This is a genomic window from Ruegeria halocynthiae (genome assembly GCF_000743705.1).
Classification (GTDB): domain Bacteria; phylum Pseudomonadota; class Alphaproteobacteria; order Rhodobacterales; family Rhodobacteraceae; genus Ruegeria; species Ruegeria halocynthiae_B.
Window position 1 is genome coordinate 495,943 of record NZ_JQEZ01000002.1, and the last position, 21,757, is coordinate 517,699.

Below are 21,757 nucleotides of genomic sequence, written 5' to 3' on the forward strand. Positions count from 1 at the left end.
ATAGCCCGCACGCTGCCCGGCCCAACTGGTCCCGAGCATCTGTGATGCGACCGGACCAGGCGGGAGGCCCCGCTGATTACCCGGGCACAACCTCATATGGGGTGTCGAACCAGAACTCTTCCAGATTGCCGCCGCCGCCGATCCTGTCGACCACCGCGAACAGGCCGGGGCCATGCAAAGGCGTCAGGACACCATGCCACGTTCCCCGGTGATAGTTCACCGCCTGACCGGGGGTGGTCACAAAGGCCAGCGGTTGGCCGGGGCGTCCACCGACATCCGGCGCGACAACGACCAGAAAGGGTTGGTGCGTCATGGGAATGAACGCCTGACTGCCGTCCGGATGCCGTTCGACCATGTCCAGTTGATACGGCAAAGCCCGAGGGTTCGCATTGAACAGGCTGATACCCGCCACGCCGTCAGAAAACTCAAGCTGCGCGCGATCATGATACCGGCCGCACTGTCCCTGATTGATGACCTTGTCCGGGTCACCTGCGACCTCGATCACATCGCCAAAGGGCGCGAAAGCCTTGGCCGTCAGCGGCGAAACAACGATCCGGCGGCTCATGACGACAACAGGTCTTTCAGACGGAATTCAGCGATCCTTTCAACCTGACGGCAGGCCTCGGCGAATTCGGTGTTGCGGTCCTGCGCGATCCGGCGTTGAAACGCCTGCTGGATCGATGCCTTGTCATGATCGCGCACGGCGATGATGAACGGGAACCCGAATTTCTGAGTGTAGCCCTGGTTCAATTCCGTGAATGCCGCGCGCTCCTGATCCGTCAGCGCATCCAACCCGGCCGAGGCTTGTTCAGACGTGCTTTCCTGTGTCAGCCGTTTGGCCTGCGCCAGCTTGCCTGCCAAATCCGGGTGCGCCGTCAACACGCCCAAACGCTCTTCTTCGGACGCTGAGCGGAACATGCGGGTCAACGCACTGTGCAAGCCTCCTGCGGTGTCATGCGCCGGGCCAAGTTCAAGGTCAAAGGCACGTTCGGCAATCCAGGCGGAATGTTCGAAAATGCCACCATATGCCTCAACGAACTCCTCGCGGTCCATCTCAGAAGGCTTGGGCCGATCCGCCGGAGGATGAAGTGCTGCCCAATGTTCAGCAATCTGCAAACGCGTCGCAAACCACACGTCGGAAAACCCGTGCGCATAATCCAGGAACCGCTTCAGCGCCATAACCCGCCCCGGTCGCCCGATCAGGCGGCAATGCAGGCCAATCGACAGCATCTTGGGCGCACCCGCCTCTCCTTCGGCATAAAGCGCGTCAAAACTGTCTTTGAGGTATGAAAAGAACTGATCACCCGCGTTGAACCCCTGTGGCGTGGCAAAGCGCATGTCGTTGCAATCCAGCGTGTAGGGAACAATCAATTGATCACGCCCGCCCGTGCGCATCCAATAGGGCAGATCATCTGCATAGGTGTCAGCAACATAGGCAAAGCCGCCCTCTTCAGCGACCAGCCGCGCCGTGTTTTCCGAGCAGCGCCCGGTGTACCAACCGCGCGGGCGTTCGCCCACGACCTCGGTGTGCAAGCGGATGGCTTCGGCGATCTGGGCGCGCTCTTCCTCCTCGGGCATATCCTTGTGTTCGACCCATTTCAGACCGTGGCTGGCGATTTCCCAGCCTGCCGATTTCATCGCCGACAACTGATCCGGAGATCGGGCCAAGGCGGTGGCCACACCGTAAACCGTAATCGGTAGATCCTGCATCAGCCGGTGCAGACGCCAGAACCCCGCCCGCGCGCCATACTCATAGATCGATTCCATGTTCCAGTGACGCTGACCGGGCCATTGCGCCGCGCCAACAATCTCGGACAGGAACGCCTCGGACGCCGCGTCGCCATGCAAGACGCAGTTTTCGCCGCCCTCTTCATAGTTCAGTACGATCTGGATCGCCAGCTTGGCACCACCAGGCCATTGGGCATCCGGCGGGGTGGCGCCATATCCGATCATGTCGCGGGGATAACGGGGGGGCTGCATTGTGTCTTCCGCCTTGGGTTTTCTAAGTTACCTACGCTTTAGCGCAGAATTGCAGGTAGTATTATCAAATCAATCCGAACGCTGTTTCCCTTTCTTTCGGTATTCCCAAAGTTTCGGGTTTCAAACGAGACTGTGCCAAACAAAACCTGTTTGCCAAGACCGGTACGCAGCGGCAATGCTGAAAAGCGACGATAGACTAGGAGAACCCCGTGGCAGGATACCTGACGACCCATGTTTTGGACACGGCCCACGGCTGCCCCGCTGAGGGGCTGAAGATCACCCTGTTCGAACTGTCCGGCGAAAACCGCCGCAAACTGGCGGAAATGACCACCAATTCAGACGGCCGCACCAACAGTCCGATCCTGCCGCAGGGCGCGTTCAAAACCGGTATTTATGAGCTGGTGTTCTTTGCCGGAGCCTATCTGCGCGCAACCGGGCAGGCCGTCGAAGACCCGCTGTTTCTGGATCAGGTTCCGATCCGCTTTGGCGTGTCAGACGATCAGGCGCATTACCATGTGCCACTTTTGCTGTCGCCCTTCGGGTATTCCACGTACCGGGGCAGCTAGGGGCTCAGACCTCGGAGGTGCGAACCACGTCGCTGATCCGCGCAATCATGAAATCCATGAACAGACGTACCTTGGGGTCCTGATGACGCCTGTGGGTATAAAGGCACGCCATCTGCACCGATACCGGTGGCGTATCGACCACGACCGGCACAAGCCGCCCCGCCTTGACGTGATCAATCACCTCGAACACCGGTTTCATCACGATGCCCTGCCCCGATAAGGCCCAGTCGGTCAGTACATCCCCATCATCACATTCATACCGACCGGATACGGCATACCGCTTTGGTCCGTCAGGCGTTTCCAAAAGCCACTGAAACTCTGTCGCGCCGGGGAATCGCAGGTTCAGGCATTCATGCTGCCCGGACACCAGATCGGCCCCAGTCTGGGGCATTCCGTGCCGTTCAACATAATTCGGTGCCGCGCACAGCACGCGCTGGCAATCGGCAATCTTTCGGATTCGCAGGGTGCTGTCTTCGGGCTGACCTATGAAAAACGCCAGATCCAGCCCCTCGGTGGTCAAGTCAACGGATCTGTCGGTCAATCGAAGGCGCACGTCAATTTCGGGGTATTCGGACAGAAAATCAGGAACATGCGGCGCCAACAACCGGCGACCCACACCCAAAGGTGCAGCCACAAACAACGTGCCACGCGGCGCTTCGGTCAAGTGGACCACCTGTGCCTCAGCCTCATCCACCGCGTCCAGAACCGCCACCGCCCCGGGATAAAAGGCCCGCCCCTGCTCGGTCGGGCTGAGGTTGCGGGTGGTGCGCTGGAACAGGCGGACGCCTAGATGATCTTCAAGCTGCGAAATCCGTGCTGATGTCACCGCAGGCGATATCCGCAGGTCACGCCCCGCGGCGGACATGCTGCCCAGATCATAGACCCTGACGAACGTGCGTATATTGTCGAGGTAGGACATCTTTCCGTTTTTTTTGATACAGTTTGACAATATACGGGAATACCGAAGAAAAGCCGGTTTGCCTAGTGTGGCGACACGTAATCGGAGAACTTGCATGTACGACTTTGCCGTGTTCTGGGACTGGATGGCCTTTGCCGTGCGCTGGCTGCATGTGATCACGGCCATTGCCTGGATCGGATCGTCCTTTTATTTCATCGCGCTGGACCTTGGCCTGAACCGCGACATCCCCGGCCCCGCCGATGGAGAGGAATGGCAGGTACATGGTGGTGGTTTCTATCACATCCAGAAATATCTGGTCGCGCCCGAGCGGATGCCGGACCACCTGACCTGGTTCAAATGGGAAAGCTATGCCACCTGGCTAAGCGGCGCGGCCCTGTTGATGATCGTCTATTGGGTCGGCGGAGAGCTGTATCTGATCGACGCGCAAAAGGCCGATCTGGCGCTGTGGCAGGGGATTTTGATTTCAGCCGCGTCGCTGACTGTGGGTTGGCTGATCTATGATTTTATGTGCAAATCCGGCTTGGGCGAACGCCCCACTCTGCTGATGGTGCTGCTGTTCGTGCTGCTGGTGGCGATGGGCTGGGGCTATAACCAGATATTCACCGGGCGCGCGATGATGCTGCATTTGGGCGCGTTCACAGCCACGATCATGACGGCGAATGTGTTCTTCATCATCATGCCGAACCAACGCATCGTGGTGGATGACCTCAAAAACGGGCGCACGCCGGACCCGAAATATGGCAAAATCGCCAAGCTGCGGTCCACCCACAACAACTATCTGACCCTGCCGGTCGTTTTCCTGATGTTGTCGAACCACTATCCGCTGGCCTTTGCCACCGAATACAACTGGATCATCGCCGCGCTGGTGTTCCTGATGGGTGTCACGATCCGGCATTACTTCAACACCCGCCACGCCCGCGCAGGCAACCCCACCTGGACCTGGCTGGTCACCGCCCTGCTGTTCATCGCCATAATGTGGCTGTCGACCGCACCGATGTACAAACCGCTGGAAGAGGCCGAGGCCCAGCCGCTGACCCGATACGAACAACAGTTCGCTGCGGCGGATGGGTTCGAAGAGGCGCATGACATCGTTTTGGGCCGCTGTTCCATGTGTCACGCGCGTGAACCGGTGTGGGAGGGCATCCTTTGGGCCCCCAAAGGCGTCCTGCTGGAAACCCAAGGTGACATTGCCCGCAACGCCAAGCAGATTTATCTGCAAGCCGGCGTCAGCCACGCGATGCCTCCGGCTAACGTGACATATATGGAACCCGAAGATCGCGAAGCCATCATTCGCTGGTTCCGCAATGCCGGGTCCTGATCAAGATACCGGGTGACCACACCATCGGTTAATTTGGCAACTTATTCGATAATACCTTTTCCTGCATGGAAACTGATGCTCTAACATAAAAGATATCATTCTCAGCTGTCGGCAAGCATAAGACGGCAAATTTGATTTCGACTTGGGGCAGTTGGAGCCATTAGATGCAGTGGAGCAGGCCGCAGGCCTTTGTGAAATGTTGCCTTTTCGGTGCGATCACCGCCGCCTTGCCGACCTCTCTGGCCGCTTTGGAAACGACGTTGGTGGCCCCTGGTGCTTCGGAAGCCCTTGTGGAACGGCTGGAGGAAACGTCCTCGGTCACAACGGCTGAATCCCGCGGGCTGGACACACCCTTGGAAATCCTGTCGGCGGCCCTGTCCGATTACCGCACCATAGTTCAGATCCTGTACGACGAAGGCTATTTCAGCCCGGTTGTCAGCATCAAGCTGGACGGTCAGGAAGCCGCCGACCTCAGTTCGCTTAGCGTACCCGCGCAGATCAATCGCGCGGTGATAACCGTCGATACCGGCCCGACTTTCAAATTCGGTACCGCCATCGTACAGCCCGTGGCGCCTGATACAGAACTGCCCGAGGAGTTCGCCCCGGGCAAGCTGGCGACAACCGGCGCAATCCAACAGGCGGCCTCGGCTGGCGTTCAGGGCTGGCGCGATGCAGGGCACGCCAAGGCCGAAGTCGAAGATCAGACCGTCATTGCACGCCACGCGCAGGACAGGCTGGACGCGCAGATCGACCTTGCCCCGGGCCCGCGCCTGACCTTTGGCAAACTGCACATCAGCGGTGACACCGATGTTCGCCATCGATCCATCGAAAAGATCGCGGGCTTTCCCTCGGGCGAGGTCTATTCGCCCCAACAGATTCAAAAAGTCGGCACACGGTTGCGCCGTACGGGCACGTTCAATGTCGTGGCCATCGAGGAACGTAAAACGCCCAACCCAGACGGCACGCTGGATTTCGACGCCTATTTCGAAGACCTGCCCAAACGCCGCCTGACATTCGGGTTAGAGGTTGCATCACGCGACGGGATAGACCTGACGGCAACCTGGACCCATCGCAACGTCTTTCGACGCGCCGAACGCCTTCGGTTCGAGGCCGCCTTGCGCAACATCGGCGGGTCCGAGGCTTTGGACGGGCGAATTGGCCTGCGTCTGGATCAGCCGGACAGGCTGGGCCCGGATGACAACACGTTCTGGAACGCCTTGCTGGAACGCCGCAACACCGACAACTATAACGTGACGGTCGCTTCGCTGGCCTATGGTGCGCGGCGAACATTCTCTGACCGGCTTTATGCCGAAGCGTCCGCTGGGTTTCAGTGGTCGGATGCCGATGACGCCTATGGCAATGGGCGCAAGTTCCGATATTTCATCGTGCCCTTCCGGTCAGAATGGGACGAGCGCGACAGCAAAGTCAGCGCAACGCGGGGGTTCTATCTGGATGCGCAGGTGATGCCATTTGTCGGACTGTCCGGCACCGAAACCGGCCTTCGGATGTTCTTGGACGGCCGCGCCTATACCAGTCTGGGAACGGCTGGCAGGATCGTTCTGGCAGGTCGCGCGCAACTGGGCTCGGTAATCGGCCCGGCCGAAGACGGCGTAACGCCGGACTTCCTGTTCTTTTCCGGCGGCGCGGGAACCGTGCGCGGCCAGCCTTTCGAAAGCCTCGGCATTCCTGTCGGGTCCGGTGTGGCTGGCGGGAAATCCTTTATTGGATTGTCGGGCGAGGTGCGCGGTAAAATCACCGACACTATTTCGCTTGTCGGATTCTATGATTACGGTGTTGTTGATACGTCTTCCTTTATCGGCAGCGGGGCCGAGTATCATTCCGGCGCCGGGCTTGGGGTCAGATACGATCTGGGCGGCTTTGGCCCCCTGCGCCTTGATCTGGCCTTGCCGGTTCAGGGCACTACCGGGAATGGTCTGCAGTTCTATATCGGGATCGGACAGGCATTTTGATGCGACGTCATTCATATCCTCTGTTTGCCGTGGTGCTGACCCTGACCGCGCCGCAGCCTCTGGTCGCGCAGGAAGACGAAGGCGGCAGTATGCTGGAGAGATTCTTGCAGGACACTTTGTCCGGTGACGATCAGAACGTCACCGTCAAGGGCCTGCAAGGCGCGCTGAGCGCGCGTGCGACGATTGAAGAAATCACCGTGGCGGATGACGAAGGTGTCTGGCTGACCATCAAAGACGCCGAACTGGATTGGAATCGGCTGGCCCTGATCCGGGGCCGATTTTCCGTCAATGCCCTGACCGCGCAGGAAATCGACATCGCCCGGGCACCCGGTACGACCACAAAAGACGAACCGGCCCCATCGGCGGAAACGCAACCCTTTCAGTTGCCCGAACTGCCCGTTTCCATCGAAATCGGTGAAATCCGGGTTGATGATCTGTCGCTTGGCGAGCCGCTGATCGGTGTTGCCGCCGATTTGACCGTCACTGGCAACCTGTCATTGGCGGATGGCGCGCTGGACACCAACCTTGACGTTACCCGATTGGATCGGGCCGGCGATGAGATCAAGCTGACGGCCGGTTTCCAGAACGCGACAAGCGAAATCAATCTGGATTTGAACGTGACCGAAGCCGCAGGCGGGTTGATTTCAACGGCGCTGAACATCCCCGACAGCCCGCCGATCGGGTTGACCGCCAAAGGCGCAGGGCCGGTCACCGATTTCACAGCAAATATCGGGTTGAGCAGCGACAGGCAGCCACGCGTCACCGGGCAGGTCCGGCTGCGCGCAGCCGACAGCGGCGCGGCGGACGGCATTGCCTTTACCGCTGATCTGGGCGGTGATCTGACACCGTTCCTGACAGATAATCTCGACCCGTTTTTTGGCACGAATACGCGCCTGTTCGTGGATGGCCAGACCCAGCCTCAGGGCGCGCTGGATATCTCGGATCTGGAGTTTTCGTCGCAAGCGCTGACCCTCAAGGGGAAGTTACAGCTGGCGGAAGGTGGCACTTTGCAACTGGCCGCTTTGCAAGGCCGGATCACCCCACCGGACGGGCAGACTGTTGTGCTTCCGGGATCAGGCGGGGAAACCTCGATAGAGGCCGCCCAACTGTCGGCCCTGTTTGATCAGACGAATGGCAACTTGTGGGACCTGAGCCTGACAGCAGACGCCTTCAAATCTCAGCAGGCCAAACTGCAAGAAGCCCGGATCACGGCACAGGGCACATTGGATCAGGGCGATGCTTTCAAGGTTCAGGGCGATGTTCAGGCGACCATAAACGGGATCGAGCTGACCGATCCGGCACTGAACACCGCATTGGGCGACCGTATCACGCTGGATGGTCTGTTCAGCTATGGCAGTGGCCAATCGCTGAACCTGTCGGGGTTCGAACTGGTTGGAAGCGACTATACGCTGTCGCTGGACGCGCTGATCGACGGGTTGAACAGCGGCCTGACGGTCGACGGGTCCGCAAAGCTTGAGGCAACAGACCTTTCGCGGTTTTCCGATCTGGCCAAGCTGGACCTGGGCGGACAAGCCTCGGCCAAGGTTGATGGGACAGGCTCGCCGCTGGAGGGCAGCTTTGACGGAAAGCTGGTGGTTCAGGGCAGCAACCTGTCCACTGGGCGCGACGACATCGACCCGATTATCACGGGTGAAACCACGATCACCCTGGACGCCAAACGCGGCTCTGACGGCATTACCATTCGCGAATTCGACCTAAACAGCGACGCGGCGCAGGCACAGGCCAGCGGCGCGGTGACAACAACGGACGGCAATCTGACCATCGACGGCCAAGCCAAGGTGAATGCACCCGAACTGTCCGTCTTTTCGGGTCTTGCACAGCGTGAACTGGGTGGCGCGCTGCAAGCTGAACTGGATGGCACCGGCACCGTTCAAACGCTGGAGTTTGATGGCACGGCCAGCATCACCGGACAGGATATTCAAACCGGGATGTCCGACATTGATCCGCTGTTGAAAGGCAAGACCTCGGTTCAATGGGATGGCGCGCGTACAGCAGACCGGATCGACATTCGGAACGCCACCATCAACGGCACCGCCCTGACCGCGCAGGCCAAGGGCACGGTCGATGATCCGACGGGTGCGCTTTCGGTCAACGGGCAGGCGCGGTTGAACGCCCCTGACCTATCACTGTTTTCGGGCCTTGCGGGGCGGGATCTGGCAGGGTCGATCAAGGCGAATGTGCAAGGCAGCGGTGCGCGGTCCAGCCAATTGTTCGATATTCAGGGCAATCTGGATGCCAATGACCTTCAGACCGGCATCGAACTGGCCGACAAACTGATCCAGGGCCGCACGACGCTGAACGTGGATGCGGCGAAAGATGAACAGGGTGTCAATATCCGCACGTTCCGCCTGCAAGGCACGGCTTTGTCTGCGCAGGCGTCTGGTCAACTGGATCGGGATTCAGGCGGGGTGACCTATTCGGCCAAACTGGATAATCTGGCACGCATCACCACTGCGATGTCCGGGCCGCTGACCCTGGAAGGGAACGTTGCACCCACCGGATCGGGTTTGGAGGGCACGACCAGCTTACGGGGGCCTGACAGCTCTTATGCGACCCTGATGGGGAATGTAGACAGAAACGGATCAGCTGATCTGGAATTTGACGCCAAGTTCAACAAGATAGAACGTTTCATCCCCGAATTTCCCGGCACGATTTCTGCCAAGGGCACAGCCAAACGGGACGACGGTGTCTGGACAATCGACACGTCCGCCCAAGGCCCCGCCGAGATCGCCAGCAATATTGCCGGAACCTTTGATGAAAGCACCACCGAGGCAGATTTGCGCGCGCAGGGTGTTGTCAATCTGGGCATTGCCAACCTTTTCATTTCGCCCAACAAAATCGACGGAACCGCCCGGCACGACCTGACCTTGAAAGGCAAGCCGTCGCTGGCAGCCCTCAGGGGGTCCATCACCACTTCGGGGACGGCTTTTGCAATCCCGGATGCCGGGCAAACAATTACCGGCATAAGCGGGGCGGTCGAACTGAACCAGGGCCGGGCCACAATTTCGCTGAAAGGTGAACCCAAGGCTGGCGGCAATTTCACCGTCGCCGGACCTGTGGACATGACGTCGCCGTTCAACGCGCAAATCACAACGACGCTCAACAATCTCGTGCTGACGGACAAGCTGTTGTACGAAACAACCCTGAATGGGCAAATCGCGCTGACCGGCGCGCTTGCAGGAAATAGTGCGCTTGGCGGGCAAATCACGTTTGAAGAGACCAATATCAATCTGGCAGCCGCAGCCGGTGCCGTGGGGGCCGCGCCGATCCCGGATATCCAACATGTGAATGAAAGCGCGGCCAGCTACATCACGCGCGAGCGTGCGCGCCTGATCGTCGATGAAAGCGCACCCAAAAGCGATTCACGTATCGCGCTGGATATCAGCCTGCTGGCCCCAAAGGCGGTGTTCGTACGTGGCCGTGGTGTGAACGCGGAACTGGGTGGGCGCTTGTTTATCGGTGGCACCACGACATCCGTCATTCCGTCGGGACAGATCCAATTGATCCGGGGTAACTTTGACATCCTCGGTCGCAGGCTGGCGCTGACCAAGGGGATCGTGACGCTGCAGGGGGACCTGACGCCATACATCGAGTTTGAATCCTCGACCAGCACGGCAGAAGGTTCCGCCACCATCGAAATTGCCGGTCCGTTGGATGCGCCCGAAGTGGATGTGTTTTCCGACCCCGAACGCCCCGCCGAAGAAGCGCTGGCCATGTTGCTGTTCGGCAACCGGTTTTCTGAGCTTTCGCCATTTATCATCGCGCAGATGGCCGCATCGCTGGCGCAGCTCAGCGGTGCCGGGGGCGACGCGACCAAAGGGCTGAGGGAAGCAACCGGCCTTGATACGGTAGACATTGGCGCAAGTGAGGGCGGCGCTGGCCGTCTGGGCGCCGGTGCTTACCTCAGCGACAATCTTTATACTGATTTCACAGTGAACACCGAAGGCGATACCGAGGTGAACCTGAACCTGGATGTCACCGACAGCTTCACTGTGCGCGGAACCGTTGATGGGCGCGGTGAAACAGGCGTTGGTGTGTTTTTCGAACGGGACTACTGACCCCCCTAAGTGCGCGTTAACCCGGAGAAACCGTGGACAACAAAACTCCTGTTGGTCGTAGCGCGTTGTGATTTATCAAATTGGCAAGGGTCAAACGGCCAAGGAAACGGGGCATTTCTGCAGGCGGCTCTTGTTTCCATAACTTTGTCGGCGACCTTTGTTGCCGCGTTCCGGGAGTGAACCGCTGACACCCTGCTCACTTCCGCCGGATGCCAATCTGTTCTCCGACCTGCGGTGCGGCTGTCAAGCCAGCGTGGTCGTCAACCATGCGCGCCAGCCGTGTGGCTGCCCAATCCGGATAAGGTACAGACCGTCCGGTGGTGTGGCTGACATTCATGAACAACGCTTCTTGCGTTGCACATACTTCGTCATCCTTTTCGGCCAGCAGCTGCGCAAAATAATGACCGCGCTTTTGATCCGAATCCAGCAAACGAAAGCGGAAATAAAAGGCGTCGTCCGGCTGAATTTCGCGTATGAAATTCATGTGTGACTGTAAGACGTAAGGCCCCTGCCCTAACGCATTGACCTGCACTTCGCCCAGCCCAAGGTGATCGACCATCAGCTTTTCCAACGCCAGATCGAAGGCAACGCCATAAAAGCCCACATTCATGTGGCCGTTATAGTCGACCCATTCGGGCCGCACCGTGAATCCACGAATGTCCACCGGGGCCGGATAGGGGCCGTCATGTCCGCTGAGGGGAAGGGTTGAGGGCTGCATCATGGCCTCCTACTGGTTGTCGTGATCGTCAAATATCGCCACGGCCCGGACAAATCCCGCCGACGCCCCTTTGATCTTGAACGGAAAGCATGAGATTTCAAATCCCGTGGGCGGCAGGTCTTCGAGGTTGGTGAGTTTCTCAATATGGCAATACCCGATCTCCATCGAGGCGCGGTGCCCCTCCCAGATGATCGACGCATCGCGTGTTTCGGCGTATTCCTGCGCCGTCAGCGAAAAGGGGGCGTCCCAGCTCCAGGCGTCTGTGCCGGTCACGCGCACGCCGCGTTCGGTCAGATACAGGGTCGCCTCGCGCCCCATGCCGCAGCCTTTCATCAGATAATCGGGGTGCCCATACCGTGTGCCCGCCGAGGTGTTGACGACAACTATATCCAGCGGGCGCAGGTCGTGGCCGATGCGTTTCAGCTCGGCCTCAACATCCGCTGCACTGACGACATAGCCATCATCGAAATGACGAAAATCCAGTTTGACGCCGGGGTTCATGCACCATTCCAGCGGAACCTCGTCAATGGTGATCGCCCGCTGACCGTTGTTCATGGTGGAATGGTGGTGATAGGGCGCGTCCAGATGGGTGCCGTTATGAGTGGCAATCTGCAACCGTTCGATGGCCCAGCCTTCGCCGCCAGGCAAGTCGTCTTTTTTCAGGCCCGGGAAAAAGGCCATGACCTGTTCGGCGGTCTGATCATGCGTCAGATACTCGATTTCAGGCAGCATGATCGGCGGGTCGGACACGATCCCGACCTCTAGCGGAACAGAAAGATCAACAAAACGGCGCGGCATGAACTCCTCCCGGTCTAGCTGCGGCCTTAGGGTTGGCCGCCTGCAACCCGCTGTCAAGACGCGAAAAAGGCGACCCAAAAGGCCGCCTGTTTCTGTTTCATGAGTGGATGTAGATTATTCCGCCGCGACAGCGTCTTCGATCTTTTCGACGCGGATGGCCGAGAACTTGAACTCGGGGATCTTACCATAGGGGTCGATGGCCGAATTGGTCAGGATATTCGCGGCCGCCTCGACAAAGGCAAACGGGATGAACACCATATCCTCGGCAATCGCGCGATCCGCACGCACCATGATCTCGATCGAACCACGACGGGTCGTCAAGCGGACCATTTCGCCCGGTTCGATCCCCTTCAGTTTCAACGTGCGGGGGTTCATCGAACAGTTCGCTTCCGGTTCCACCGCGTCCAGAACATTGGATCGGCGGGTCATCGAGCCGGTGTGCCAATGTTCCAACTGACGTCCGGTGGTGGCGATCATCGGGTATTCGTCATCCGGGGCCTCATCCGGCGGGATGACGCTGGCCGGGGTAAATCTCGCCCGACCGTCCGCACGTGGGAAACCATCGCCGAAAACGATTGACTGGCCCGGATCGGTCTCGCTGAGCGATGGGTAGGTGATCGTTTCGTTTTCAAGCCGCTCCCACGTGATGTTATCCAGCGATTCCATGGTCAGCTTCATCTCGGCAAAGACCTGAGATACGTCCGAGTACTCCCAGTTCAGGCCGATACGCTGCGCCAGTTCGACGGTGATTTTCCAATCCTCGCGCGCCTCACCCGGAGGGGTCACCGCAGGCCGCACCCGTTGCACCTGACGGTTGGTGTTCGACACCGTGCCGTTCTTTTCATACAGCGCCGAGGCGGGCAGGATGATGTCGGCATAGTTCGCCGTCTCGGTCAGGAAGATATCCTGCACGATCATCAGTTCCAACTTGGCCAGCGCTTCCCGCGCGTGGCCCACATCCGGGTCCGACATGGCCGGGTTTTCCCCTTGAATGTACATACCCTTGATGTTGCCCGCATAGGCCTGATCAATGATCTCGGTCACGGTCAAACCCTTCTCGTTCGAGAAGTCGTCCGAATTCCAGACGTTGTTGAACTTGGCCCGAATGCCGTCATCGGTAACCGACTGATAATCCGGCAGGAACATCGGGATCAGGCCCGCATCAGATGCCCCCTGCACGTTGTTCTGACCCCGCAGCGGGTGCAGACCCGCTCCGGGTTTGCCGACATTTCCAGTCATCAGAGCCAGCGAGATCAGACACCGCGAATTGTCGGTGCCGTGAATATGCTGGCTGACGCCCATACCCCAGAAAATCAGACCGGCCTTGGCCTGCGCAAAGGTGCGCGCGACACGGCGCAGTTGGTCCGGTTCGATGCCGCAGATCGGTGCCATCGCCTCGGGCGTGAACTGGCGCAGATGCTCTTTTTCGGCCTCCCAGTTCTCGGTCCAGCGGTGGATGTACTGGCTGTCATACAGTTCTTCCTCGACGATCACGTTCATGATCGCGTTCAGCATCGAGACATCGGCCCCCGGGCGGAATTGCAGCATTTCATCAGCGAACTTGCGCATGCCGACGCCACGCGGGTCCATCACGATCAGCTTGCCGCCGCGCTTGGTGAACTGCTTGAAATAGGTCGCCGCAACGGGATGGTTTTCAATCGGGTTGGCCCCGATGATGATCGCCACATCCGCATCCTTGATATCGTTGAAGGCTGCGGTCACGGCCCCCGAGCCCACATTCTCGATCAGTGCGGCCACCGACGAGGCGTGGCACAGGCGGGTGCAGTGGTCGACGTTGTTGTGGCGAAAGCCCTGACGGATGAATTTCTGGAACAGGTACGCTTCTTCGTTGGTGCATTTGGCCGACCCAAAACCTGCGACGTTGCGCGGATCATCCTCGCGCAGCGCCTTCAGTTTGGTGGCGGCCAGGTCCATCGCCTCTTCCCAGCTCGCTTCGCGGAAATGAGTGCCGATATTGCCCGGATCGACATTCAGCCCCTTGGCAGGCGCATCCTCGCGCCGGATCAGCGGCTTGGTCAGGCGATGCGGGTGGTGGATATAGTCGTACCCAAAGCGGCCTTTGACACACAGGCGGCCTTCGTTGGCGGGGCCGTTGATGCCCTCGACATATTTGACCTTGCCGTCCTTGACCTTCAGCGACACCTTGCAGCCCACACCGCAGAACGGGCAGACGCTTTCGGTCTCGGAATCGTAATCCTTGCTGTCGCCCTGCTGGTTTTCGTCCAGCACAGTCGCAGGCATCAGGGCACCGGTCGGACAAGCCTGAACACATTCACCACAGGCCACACAGGTGGACGCGCCCATCGGATCGTTCTGGTCAAACACCACCTGCGCGGTATGCCCGCGACCGGCCATGCCGATCACGTCATTCACCTGCACATCACGGCAGGCGCGGACGCAGAGGTTGCAGTTGATGCAGGCGTCCAGATTGACGCGCATCGCAACGTGACTGTCATCCAGCAGTGGAATTTTCTCGGGTTCTTTCGCAGGAAAGCGGCTGTCGCTGACATCATTCAGCTTGGCCATGTCCCAGAAATGGCTGGAGACATCATGCGGCTGATCTGGCTGATCCGCCACCAGCAGCTCCATCACCATGGCGCGCGATTTCTCGGCCCGGTCGGTGTCGGTCTTGACGACCATCCCCTCGGCCGCAGGGCGGATGCACGAGGCGACCAGAGTGCGCTCGCCTTCCACCTCGACCATACAGGCGCGGCAGTTGCCGTCGGGTTTATAGCCCGGTGCCGGTTTGTGGCACAGGTGCGGAATGACCAGTCCACGGCCATTGGCCGCGTCCCAGATCGTGGTGCCCTCGGGCACGGTGACGTCATCGCCGTTCAGGTTGAAGGTGACGGTCTTGGTTGGGCTTGCGTCTAGCATGGCTCTGTCTCCCTCAGATTTCGTCGGCAAAGTGTTTGATGACCAGACGGATCGGGTTCGGGGCCGCCTGCCCCAGACCGCAGATCGAGGCATCGCCCATGACCTGACACAGATCCTCCAGCAGGTCCTGATCCCATTTGTCGGCCTGCATCAGCTTGACCGCCTTTTCGCAGCCTGCCCGGCAGGGCGTGCATTGGCCACAGCTTTCATCCTCGAAGAACCGCAGCATGTTCAGCGCCGCATCGCGGGCGGTGTCCTGATCGGACAGGACCACCACGGCGGCCGAGCCGATGAAGGTGCCCAGCGGTTGCAGCGTGTCGAAATCCAACGGCACGTCGTCGATGGACGCAGGCAACAGGCCCGAGGACGGCCCGCCCGGTTGATACGCCTTGAACACATGACCGTCGGCCATACCACCAGCCGCCTCCATCACATCCAGAATGGTCGAACCCGCGGGCAGCAGGAAGACACCCGGTTTCGCCACACGGCCCGAGACCGAATAGCTGCGCAGGCCCTTGCGGCCATTCTTTTCCGTGGAGTTGAGGCATTCTGGCCCCTCACGGCAAATCTTTGAGACCCAATACAGCGTCTCGACATTGTGCACGAGCGTCGGGCGGTTAAAGACCCCCACCTGCGCCACGAACGGAGGACGGTGGCGCGGCAGGCCCTTCTTACCCTCGATCGATTCGATCATCGCGGATTCTTCACCGCAGATATACGCGCCAGCCCCCCGGCGCAGGTCGATATAGCCTTTGGCGACGATACCGGCGTCTTCCAGCGCGGCAATCTCGCGGGCGAGGATTTCCAGCACCGCCGGGTATTCATCGCGCATGTAGATGAAGCAGGTCTCAGCCTCGACCGCCCAGGCGGCGATCAGCATACCCTCAAGGAACACATGCGGCGTACGCTCCAGATAGTAGCGGTCTTTGAAGGTGCCGGGCTCGCCCTCGTCCCCGTTCACGGCCAGATACCGGGTGCCTTCATTCATGCGAACAAAGCCCCATTTCTTGCCGGACGGGAAGCCAGCGCCACCCAGACCGCGCAGGCCCGAGGCAAGGACGTCTTCCTGCACCTTTTCCCAGTCGCCACCTTCGCGCAACTCTTTCAGTTTGGCGTAGCCGCCGTTCTCTGTGTAGGCCGCGAAGGTTTCATAGTCGGGCAGATGGGCATGGGTATCGCCCGCCGCAATGGCCGCCTGCACCTTTTCCGGCGTCGCGTGGTCGATATGATTGTGGCCGATTTCCAGCACCGGAGCCGTATCGCAGCGCCCCATGCAAGGCGCGCGAACAACACGCACCTCAGAGGCATCCAACCCGTCCTCCAGCGCCTTTTGCAACTGCTGGGCGCCGGCCATTTCGCAGGACAGGGAATCACAGACCCGAATGGTCAACGCGGGCGGGGGCACTTCACCCTCTTTCACCACATCGAAATGGGCATAGAAGGTCGCTGTTTCATAAATCTCGGCCTGCCCGATCCGCATTTCAACCGCCAGTGCGGCGATGTGGTCGGCGCTGATATGGCCGTGTGCATCCTGAATCAAATGCAGAAATTCGATCAGCAGGTCGCGGCGGCGGGGTCGATCCCCCAGCAAGCGCGCGATCTCAGCCTGCGCCTCATCCGTGAACTGACGGCCCTTGGGCGTGTGCCGCCCTTTGCCTTTGCCTGACTTCCAGACGCCCTTTTGGCCGCCCGGTTGCTTGGTATCCAATGGTGCCATGATGCCCTCCGATTAAGGCTCCGTGTCTCATCAGAATAGCATATCGTCAAATCGCTTTTGGCAATCGCACGATAACGACACCTTATCACCGCAAAGACGTCACCACCGCCCGCAAGGCTTCGACCGTGGGCAATTCCGGGTCACGCGTCAGCGTCGCCAGACAAATCGGCTTGCTGACAATGGGATCGACCAGCGGCAGCACGCGCGTCCCTTTCAGATCACCCAGCGCCCGTATCAGAACACGCGGCACGACAGTGGCCGCCAACCCTTCGCGCGCCATGACCATCGAGGCGGTAAAGCCGCTGGTTTCCGCAACCACATGCGGATGCAGCCCCTGCTCGGCAAATATCCGGTCAAGAATGCGCCGGTTCTGCATCTGCGGTTCCAGCAGGCTGATCGGAAATTCAGCCACCCGCGCCCAGGGGATCGGGCCGGTCTCATCCGTCATATGCGACGGCACCAGCAGCACATAGGTTTCCTCGTACAAGGGCTGCACCTGCCGCAGATCGGTGCCGATGCTGTCGCCATAAGTGATACCCGCGTCCAGGCTGCCCTCATCCAGCCGATGCTGAATGGCCGAGGCCGACATGGTTTCGATCCGCGACAGGATACGTGGATGCGCCTGCTGCAACCGTTTGATCAGCCGCCCGGTAAAGGCGATGGCTGTTGGGATCACGCCCAAAATCAGGGTCCCGGTGATTTCACCCTTTGAGGCCAAAACCTGCTGCTCCAGCGCTTTTGTATCGTCCAGAATACGCCGCGCGCGCAGGACGATCATCTCACCCTCTTCGGTCAGACCCTGAAACCGATTGGCCCGGCGGACGATGGACACGCCCAGACGATCCTCAAGATTGCGGATGCGCATGGAAAACGCAGGCTGCGAAATCCCGCATTCCTCGGCCGCCTTGGCAAAATGGCGATGCCGCGCCAAAGCGCTAAGCAGTTGCAGGTCGCGGATTTCGATCATCTGGAGCTATCTCGAATGGCAGGTCGAACGCCAGACTAGCGGGTTTTGCACGCGGGGACAGCCTGAGTTTTTCGTATCGGAGAAGAGGGTGTTGTGACTAAGTGCGTGACTCTGACAAAAAGAGGCCTCTTGGGAATTTTTTTGACGACAGCAATGCGGACAAAACTGACTTTCAGGTTTTCCTGTCGCTGTTAAAACCTATTCTGGTACAACCTCGATCAAGTAACGCACGTTTTGAAGAGTATTTTGATCGCCGTCCCATTTTAAAATAGCCAAAATTGACAAGTCGTAGGTGCCGACCGGAAGAGGTTTAAGCATGAACCAATAGCCATCAGTTGCGGATGGATAATAACTCGGCGGATTGTACTCACTGGGAATTCGGGCAAGAATATCAAAGCAATCTGACGATCCAACAAGATGCAATGCAGGATTTGGAAACGGCGTCCCGTTTAGTTTGACTTCGATAACGTCACTCGAAACTGGCTCAAAATCTACCCCCTCCTTAGCCTCGTCACAATTCTGTTCAACACCGGGAGGTGTCCAACCGATGTTGTTTATGACTGTAAAGAAAAGGCTTCTCCCAAAAGGTACCTGACACTTCCGTTCAATGAGTTCGCCGGGTTCGGCATCGGCAAGAAACCAGACTTCTCCTGATTGCATAGCAGCACAGTGTATTCCGGTGGGATCAAGTCTCGGGTTCTGTATCTTCGGAATACTATAAAACCACTGCCACCAACGGTTTGCCAAATCTGGCATATCGGCTTCATCTGGTTTTACAAAATAGTCCTGCGGATCGAAGCCTTCTTTCGAAGCAGCGGGTAAAGCTATCAGAAGAATAAAGCAGGAAATTGCTACCCTTATTGATACCCCGGCTCTCACACCTTTTAAGCCCATTTTTGCTCCAATCGAAACCAGTCTATATGTGTGCATCTATAGACTATCGAGTGTTCCTCGCAACTTGGAAAACCCTCAGGTTCAGATTGTTACTTTGGGCTCAGAGCGGACTCACCCTAAGCCCCTTTCGATTCCAACACAGGGTAAAAACACCCTCAGGTGTTGAACAGGAAGTGCATCACATCGCCATCCTTGACAATGTATCCCTTACCCTCGGCGCGCATCTTGCCTGTCTCTTTGGCACCCTGTTCGCCATTGGCAGTGATATAGTCGTCATAGGCGATGGTTTCGGCGCGGATGAAGCCTTTTTCGAAATCGCCGTGGATCACGCCAGCCGCCTGCGGGGCGGCGGTGCCGGTGCGGATGGTCCAGGCGCGGGCCTCTTTCGGGCCGACGGTGAAATAGGTTTCCAGTTTCAGCAGGTCGTAACCGGCGCGGATCAGACGGTCGAGGCCGGGTTCTTCCAGGCCCATCTCTTCCAGGAACATCTGGGCTTCGTCTTCTTCCAGCAAGCTGATCTCTTCTTCGATCTTGGCGCTGATGATGACGTGGGAATTGCCCTGCGCCGCAGCCATTTCGGCCACGCGGGCCGAGTATTCATTGCCCTCGGCTGCTTCTTCTTCGGAGACGTTGCAGACATAGAGCACCGGCTTGGTAGTCAGCAGCTGCAGCATCTGCCAGGCCTTGGCGTCTTCGTCAGAGACTTCGACCAGACGTGCGGGCTTGCCGTTTTCCAGCATGGCCTGCGCCTCGGCCAGCAAGCGTTCCTGCTGCTGTGCCTCTTTGTCGTTGCCTTTCAGCTTGCGCACCAGATTGGCGCGGCGCTTTTCGATGCTTTCCAGATCGGCCAGCATCAGCTCGGTCTCGATGGTGTCGGCGTCGGCCACGGGATCGACGCGGCCGTCCACATGGGTCACATCGCCATCTTCAAAACAGCGCAACACATGGGCGATGGCGTCCGTCTCGCGGATGTTGGCCAGGAACTGGTTGCCCAGCCCTTCGCCCTTGGAGGCCCCTTTGACCAGACCGGCGATATCGACAAAGGTCATCCGCGTCGGGATGATCTGTTTCGAGCTGGCAATCGCCGCCAGCTTGTCCAGCCGGTCGTCAGGCACGGCAACATCGCCCACATTCGGTTCGATCGTGCAGAACGGGAAGTTCGCCGCCTGCGCGGCCGCAGTTTTGGTCAGCGCATTGAAAAGGGTCGACTTGCCCACATTCGGCAGACCCACGATTCCCATTTTAAAGCCCATTGCGGCCTCCTGATGCATACGAACGCTGCTTCTATGCAGGTCGGGGAAAATGCGCAACCCGGGGGCCGGAAATCAGCAGAGTCAGATTTGCAACATCACAAAGGTGTTAGGGACATGTGTGCGCACGATACTTGATTTTAACCGTTGCGGGTCACCAAGTTAAATTCAACGCGCACAGAACCAATGAAGAACCACATGAAGAAATTTGTACTTTCCGCCGCCCTGCTTCTTGCCGCCAACGCAGTGCAGGCACAATCTATTGTTGTCGGCGCAGGCTATGCGGATTTCTCGGCCAGCGACTCGGATGATCAGGCCATCTTTTCGCTGGAGTATCAGCACAGGCCGTTTCACGAAGCGACGCGTTTTAGCGCGACGTGGGGAACGGCATTGTCGGTGGACACCGATGGCGACACCCATATCGGGGCTGGGTTGATTGGCACTTACGCGTTCGCTGACCGGTGGTTTGCCGAACTCAGCGTCATGCCCGGATATTACAACGCGGCAAACAACAGCAACGATTTGGGGGGCAGCTTCCAAATTCGCAGCTTGTTGGGCGTGGGGTACACTCTGGACGGCGGCAACAAGGTCTCGGTTGCGGTGACCCATAAATCCAACGCCAGCACAGACAGTTCGAACCCGGGCGTGAACGCTCTGTTGGTTCGATACCATTTCGGGTTCTAAGCCAATCTGGCCCACCGGGATTGATTTCCGGGCAAAGTTTCTGCACATCAGGATCAAACCTGTATGCAAGGACCGCTGATGACCCGTATTGATGCTAAGTTCGCCGCCCTGAAGGCCGAAGGAAAAAAGGCCTTTGTCTCATACATCATGGCAGGTGACCCGGATTTCGATACCTCGCTTGAGGTGGTCAAGGGGTTGCCCGGCGCAGGTGTCGACGTCATCGAGCTGGGTTTGCCGTTCACGGACCCCATGGCAGATGGCCCGACCATTCAGGCCGCTGGCCAACGGGCTTTGGATGGCGGCATGACCTTACAGCGGACGCTGGATCTTGCGCGCGCGTTCCGTGAAACCGATGATACCACGCCGATTGTTTTAATGGGATACTACAATCCAATTTACAGCCGCGGGGTTGATACGTTTCTGGCAGATGCGAAAGAGGCAGGCATTGACGGGTTGATCGTTGTCGACCTGCCGCCGGAAGAAGATGCTGAGCTGTGCGTGCCCGCGCAGGCGGCTGGCCTGAACTTCATCCGCCTGGCAACGCCAACCACCGATGACAAACGCCTGCCCCGCGTGCTTCAGAACACCTCGGGCTTTGTGTACTATGTCTCGATCACCGGGATCACCGGTTCCGCCGAAGCAGAAGCCACCAATGTCGGCCCCGAGGTAGCGCGGATCAAATCCGCGACGGACCTGCCGGTCATTGTCGGGTTTGGCATTAACACCCCCGAAAAATCACGCAACATCGCCAGCGTTGCAGATGGCGCAGTTGTCGGTTCCGCCATTGTCAGCCAAATCGCGGCCGGAAAGCCCGTCGGTGAGGTTCTGGATTTCGTCAGGGCGTTGGCTGACGGCGCGCATTCTGCCTGACACATAGGTCAATACAGGTGATACAATTCAAACCGCAGCCGACAACGCGTTGGCTGCGGCTTTTTGTTGTCTGGACACAATTTCCCCGGATTGCAAGAATTGGTAAAAAAACTTAACCAAACGCAATAA

Annotated in this window: 16 protein-coding genes; 6 read left to right on the forward strand and 10 right to left on the reverse strand. The window is 58.8% G+C overall.

Translation table 11 applies throughout. The annotated features are described in order from the left end of the window. Nucleotides 1-76: 76 nt before the first annotated feature. Complete coding sequence (locus JT51_RS08810; protein WP_037310834.1) at nt 77-565, reverse strand: ureidoglycolate lyase; 489 nt, start codon at nt 563-565, stop codon at nt 77-79. Further along, nucleotides 562-1,980 carry an allantoinase PuuE gene (gene puuE, locus JT51_RS08815; RefSeq protein WP_037310837.1) on the reverse strand — a complete coding sequence of 473 codons (1,419 nt, stop codon included), beginning with the start codon at nt 1,978-1,980 and terminating at the stop codon, nt 562-564. The genes JT51_RS08810 and puuE overlap by 4 nt, the downstream gene beginning before the upstream one ends. Nucleotides 1,981-2,189: 209 nt before the next feature. Here puuE and uraH point away from each other — a divergent pair, with 209 nt between their 5' ends. Continuing rightward, nucleotides 2,190-2,546: a hydroxyisourate hydrolase gene (gene uraH, locus JT51_RS08820; RefSeq protein ID WP_037310840.1), complete on the forward strand. Its 357-nt coding sequence runs from the start codon at nt 2,190-2,192 to the stop codon at nt 2,544-2,546. Nucleotides 2,547-2,550: 4 nt separating this feature from the next. Here the strand turns inward: uraH and JT51_RS08825 are convergent, their stop codons facing one another. Beyond that, the gene (locus JT51_RS08825; RefSeq protein ID WP_037311989.1) at nt 2,551-3,465 is read right to left on the reverse strand and encodes a LysR family transcriptional regulator; all 915 of its coding nucleotides are present in this window, start codon (nt 3,463-3,465) and stop codon (nt 2,551-2,553) included. A 94-nt stretch (nt 3,466-3,559) separates the two neighbouring features. Here JT51_RS08825 and JT51_RS08830 point away from each other — a divergent pair, with 94 nt between their 5' ends. The 3 genes from JT51_RS08830 to JT51_RS08840 all read left to right on the forward strand — a co-directional run bounded on the left by JT51_RS08830 (nt 3,560) and on the right by JT51_RS08840 (nt 10,832). Beyond that, nucleotides 3,560-4,783, forward strand: coding sequence for a urate hydroxylase PuuD (locus JT51_RS08830; protein ID WP_037310843.1), 1,224 nt, complete (start codon nt 3,560-3,562; stop codon nt 4,781-4,783). Between the two features lie 164 nt (nt 4,784-4,947). After that, nucleotides 4,948-6,753 (forward strand): autotransporter assembly complex protein TamA, encoded by a 1,806-nt coding sequence (locus tag JT51_RS08835; RefSeq protein ID WP_037310844.1) that lies wholly within the window; start codon nt 4,948-4,950, stop codon nt 6,751-6,753. After that, nucleotides 6,753-10,832, forward strand: coding sequence for a translocation/assembly module TamB domain-containing protein (locus tag JT51_RS08840; protein ID WP_037310847.1), 4,080 nt, complete (start codon nt 6,753-6,755; stop codon nt 10,830-10,832). The genes JT51_RS08835 and JT51_RS08840 overlap by 1 nt, the downstream gene beginning before the upstream one ends. A gap of 196 nt (nt 10,833-11,028) precedes the next feature. Here JT51_RS08840 and JT51_RS08845 read toward each other — a convergent pair whose 3' ends face one another. The 7 genes from JT51_RS08845 to ychF form a co-directional block, all read right to left on the reverse strand. Continuing rightward, complete coding sequence (locus tag JT51_RS08845; protein ID WP_037311991.1) at nt 11,029-11,550, reverse strand: thioesterase family protein; 522 nt, start codon at nt 11,548-11,550, stop codon at nt 11,029-11,031. A 9-nt stretch (nt 11,551-11,559) separates the two neighbouring features. After that, a complete protein-coding gene (locus tag JT51_RS08850) occupies nt 11,560-12,348 on the reverse strand; it encodes a cyclase family protein (protein ID WP_037310850.1) in 789 nt (262 codons plus the stop codon). 114 nt (nt 12,349-12,462) lie between these two features. Further along, complete coding sequence (fdhF, locus tag JT51_RS08855; RefSeq protein WP_037310853.1) at nt 12,463-15,246, reverse strand: formate dehydrogenase subunit alpha; 2,784 nt, start codon at nt 15,244-15,246, stop codon at nt 12,463-12,465. A 13-nt stretch (nt 15,247-15,259) separates the two neighbouring features. Next, on the reverse strand, nt 15,260-16,963 hold the full coding sequence (locus JT51_RS08860) for an NAD(P)H-dependent oxidoreductase subunit E (protein ID WP_037310855.1): 1,704 nt from the start codon (nt 16,961-16,963) through the stop codon (nt 15,260-15,262). An 85-nt stretch (nt 16,964-17,048) separates the two neighbouring features. Then, nucleotides 17,049-17,930, reverse strand: a complete 882-nt coding sequence (locus JT51_RS08865; protein WP_037310857.1) for a LysR family transcriptional regulator — start codon at nt 17,928-17,930, stop codon at nt 17,049-17,051. Nucleotides 17,931-18,128: 198 nt separating this feature from the next. Beyond that, complete coding sequence (locus tag JT51_RS21225; protein WP_152563319.1) at nt 18,129-18,824, reverse strand: hypothetical protein; 696 nt, start codon at nt 18,822-18,824, stop codon at nt 18,129-18,131. Between the two features lie 155 nt (nt 18,825-18,979). Next, a complete protein-coding gene (ychF, locus tag JT51_RS08875) occupies nt 18,980-20,077 on the reverse strand; it encodes a redox-regulated ATPase YchF (RefSeq protein ID WP_037312001.1) in 1,098 nt (365 codons plus the stop codon). 195 nt (nt 20,078-20,272) lie between these two features. Here ychF and JT51_RS08880 point away from each other — a divergent pair, with 195 nt between their 5' ends. Both JT51_RS08880 and trpA read left to right on the forward strand, forming a co-directional pair. Continuing rightward, entirely contained in the window at nt 20,273-20,758 is a 486-nt protein-coding gene (locus JT51_RS08880; RefSeq protein ID WP_037312003.1) for an acyloxyacyl hydrolase, read from the forward strand. A gap of 78 nt (nt 20,759-20,836) precedes the next feature. Continuing rightward, nucleotides 20,837-21,628, forward strand: a complete 792-nt coding sequence (gene trpA / locus JT51_RS08885) for a tryptophan synthase subunit alpha (protein ID WP_037312006.1) — start codon at nt 20,837-20,839, stop codon at nt 21,626-21,628. Nucleotides 21,629-21,757 lie beyond the last annotated feature (129 nt).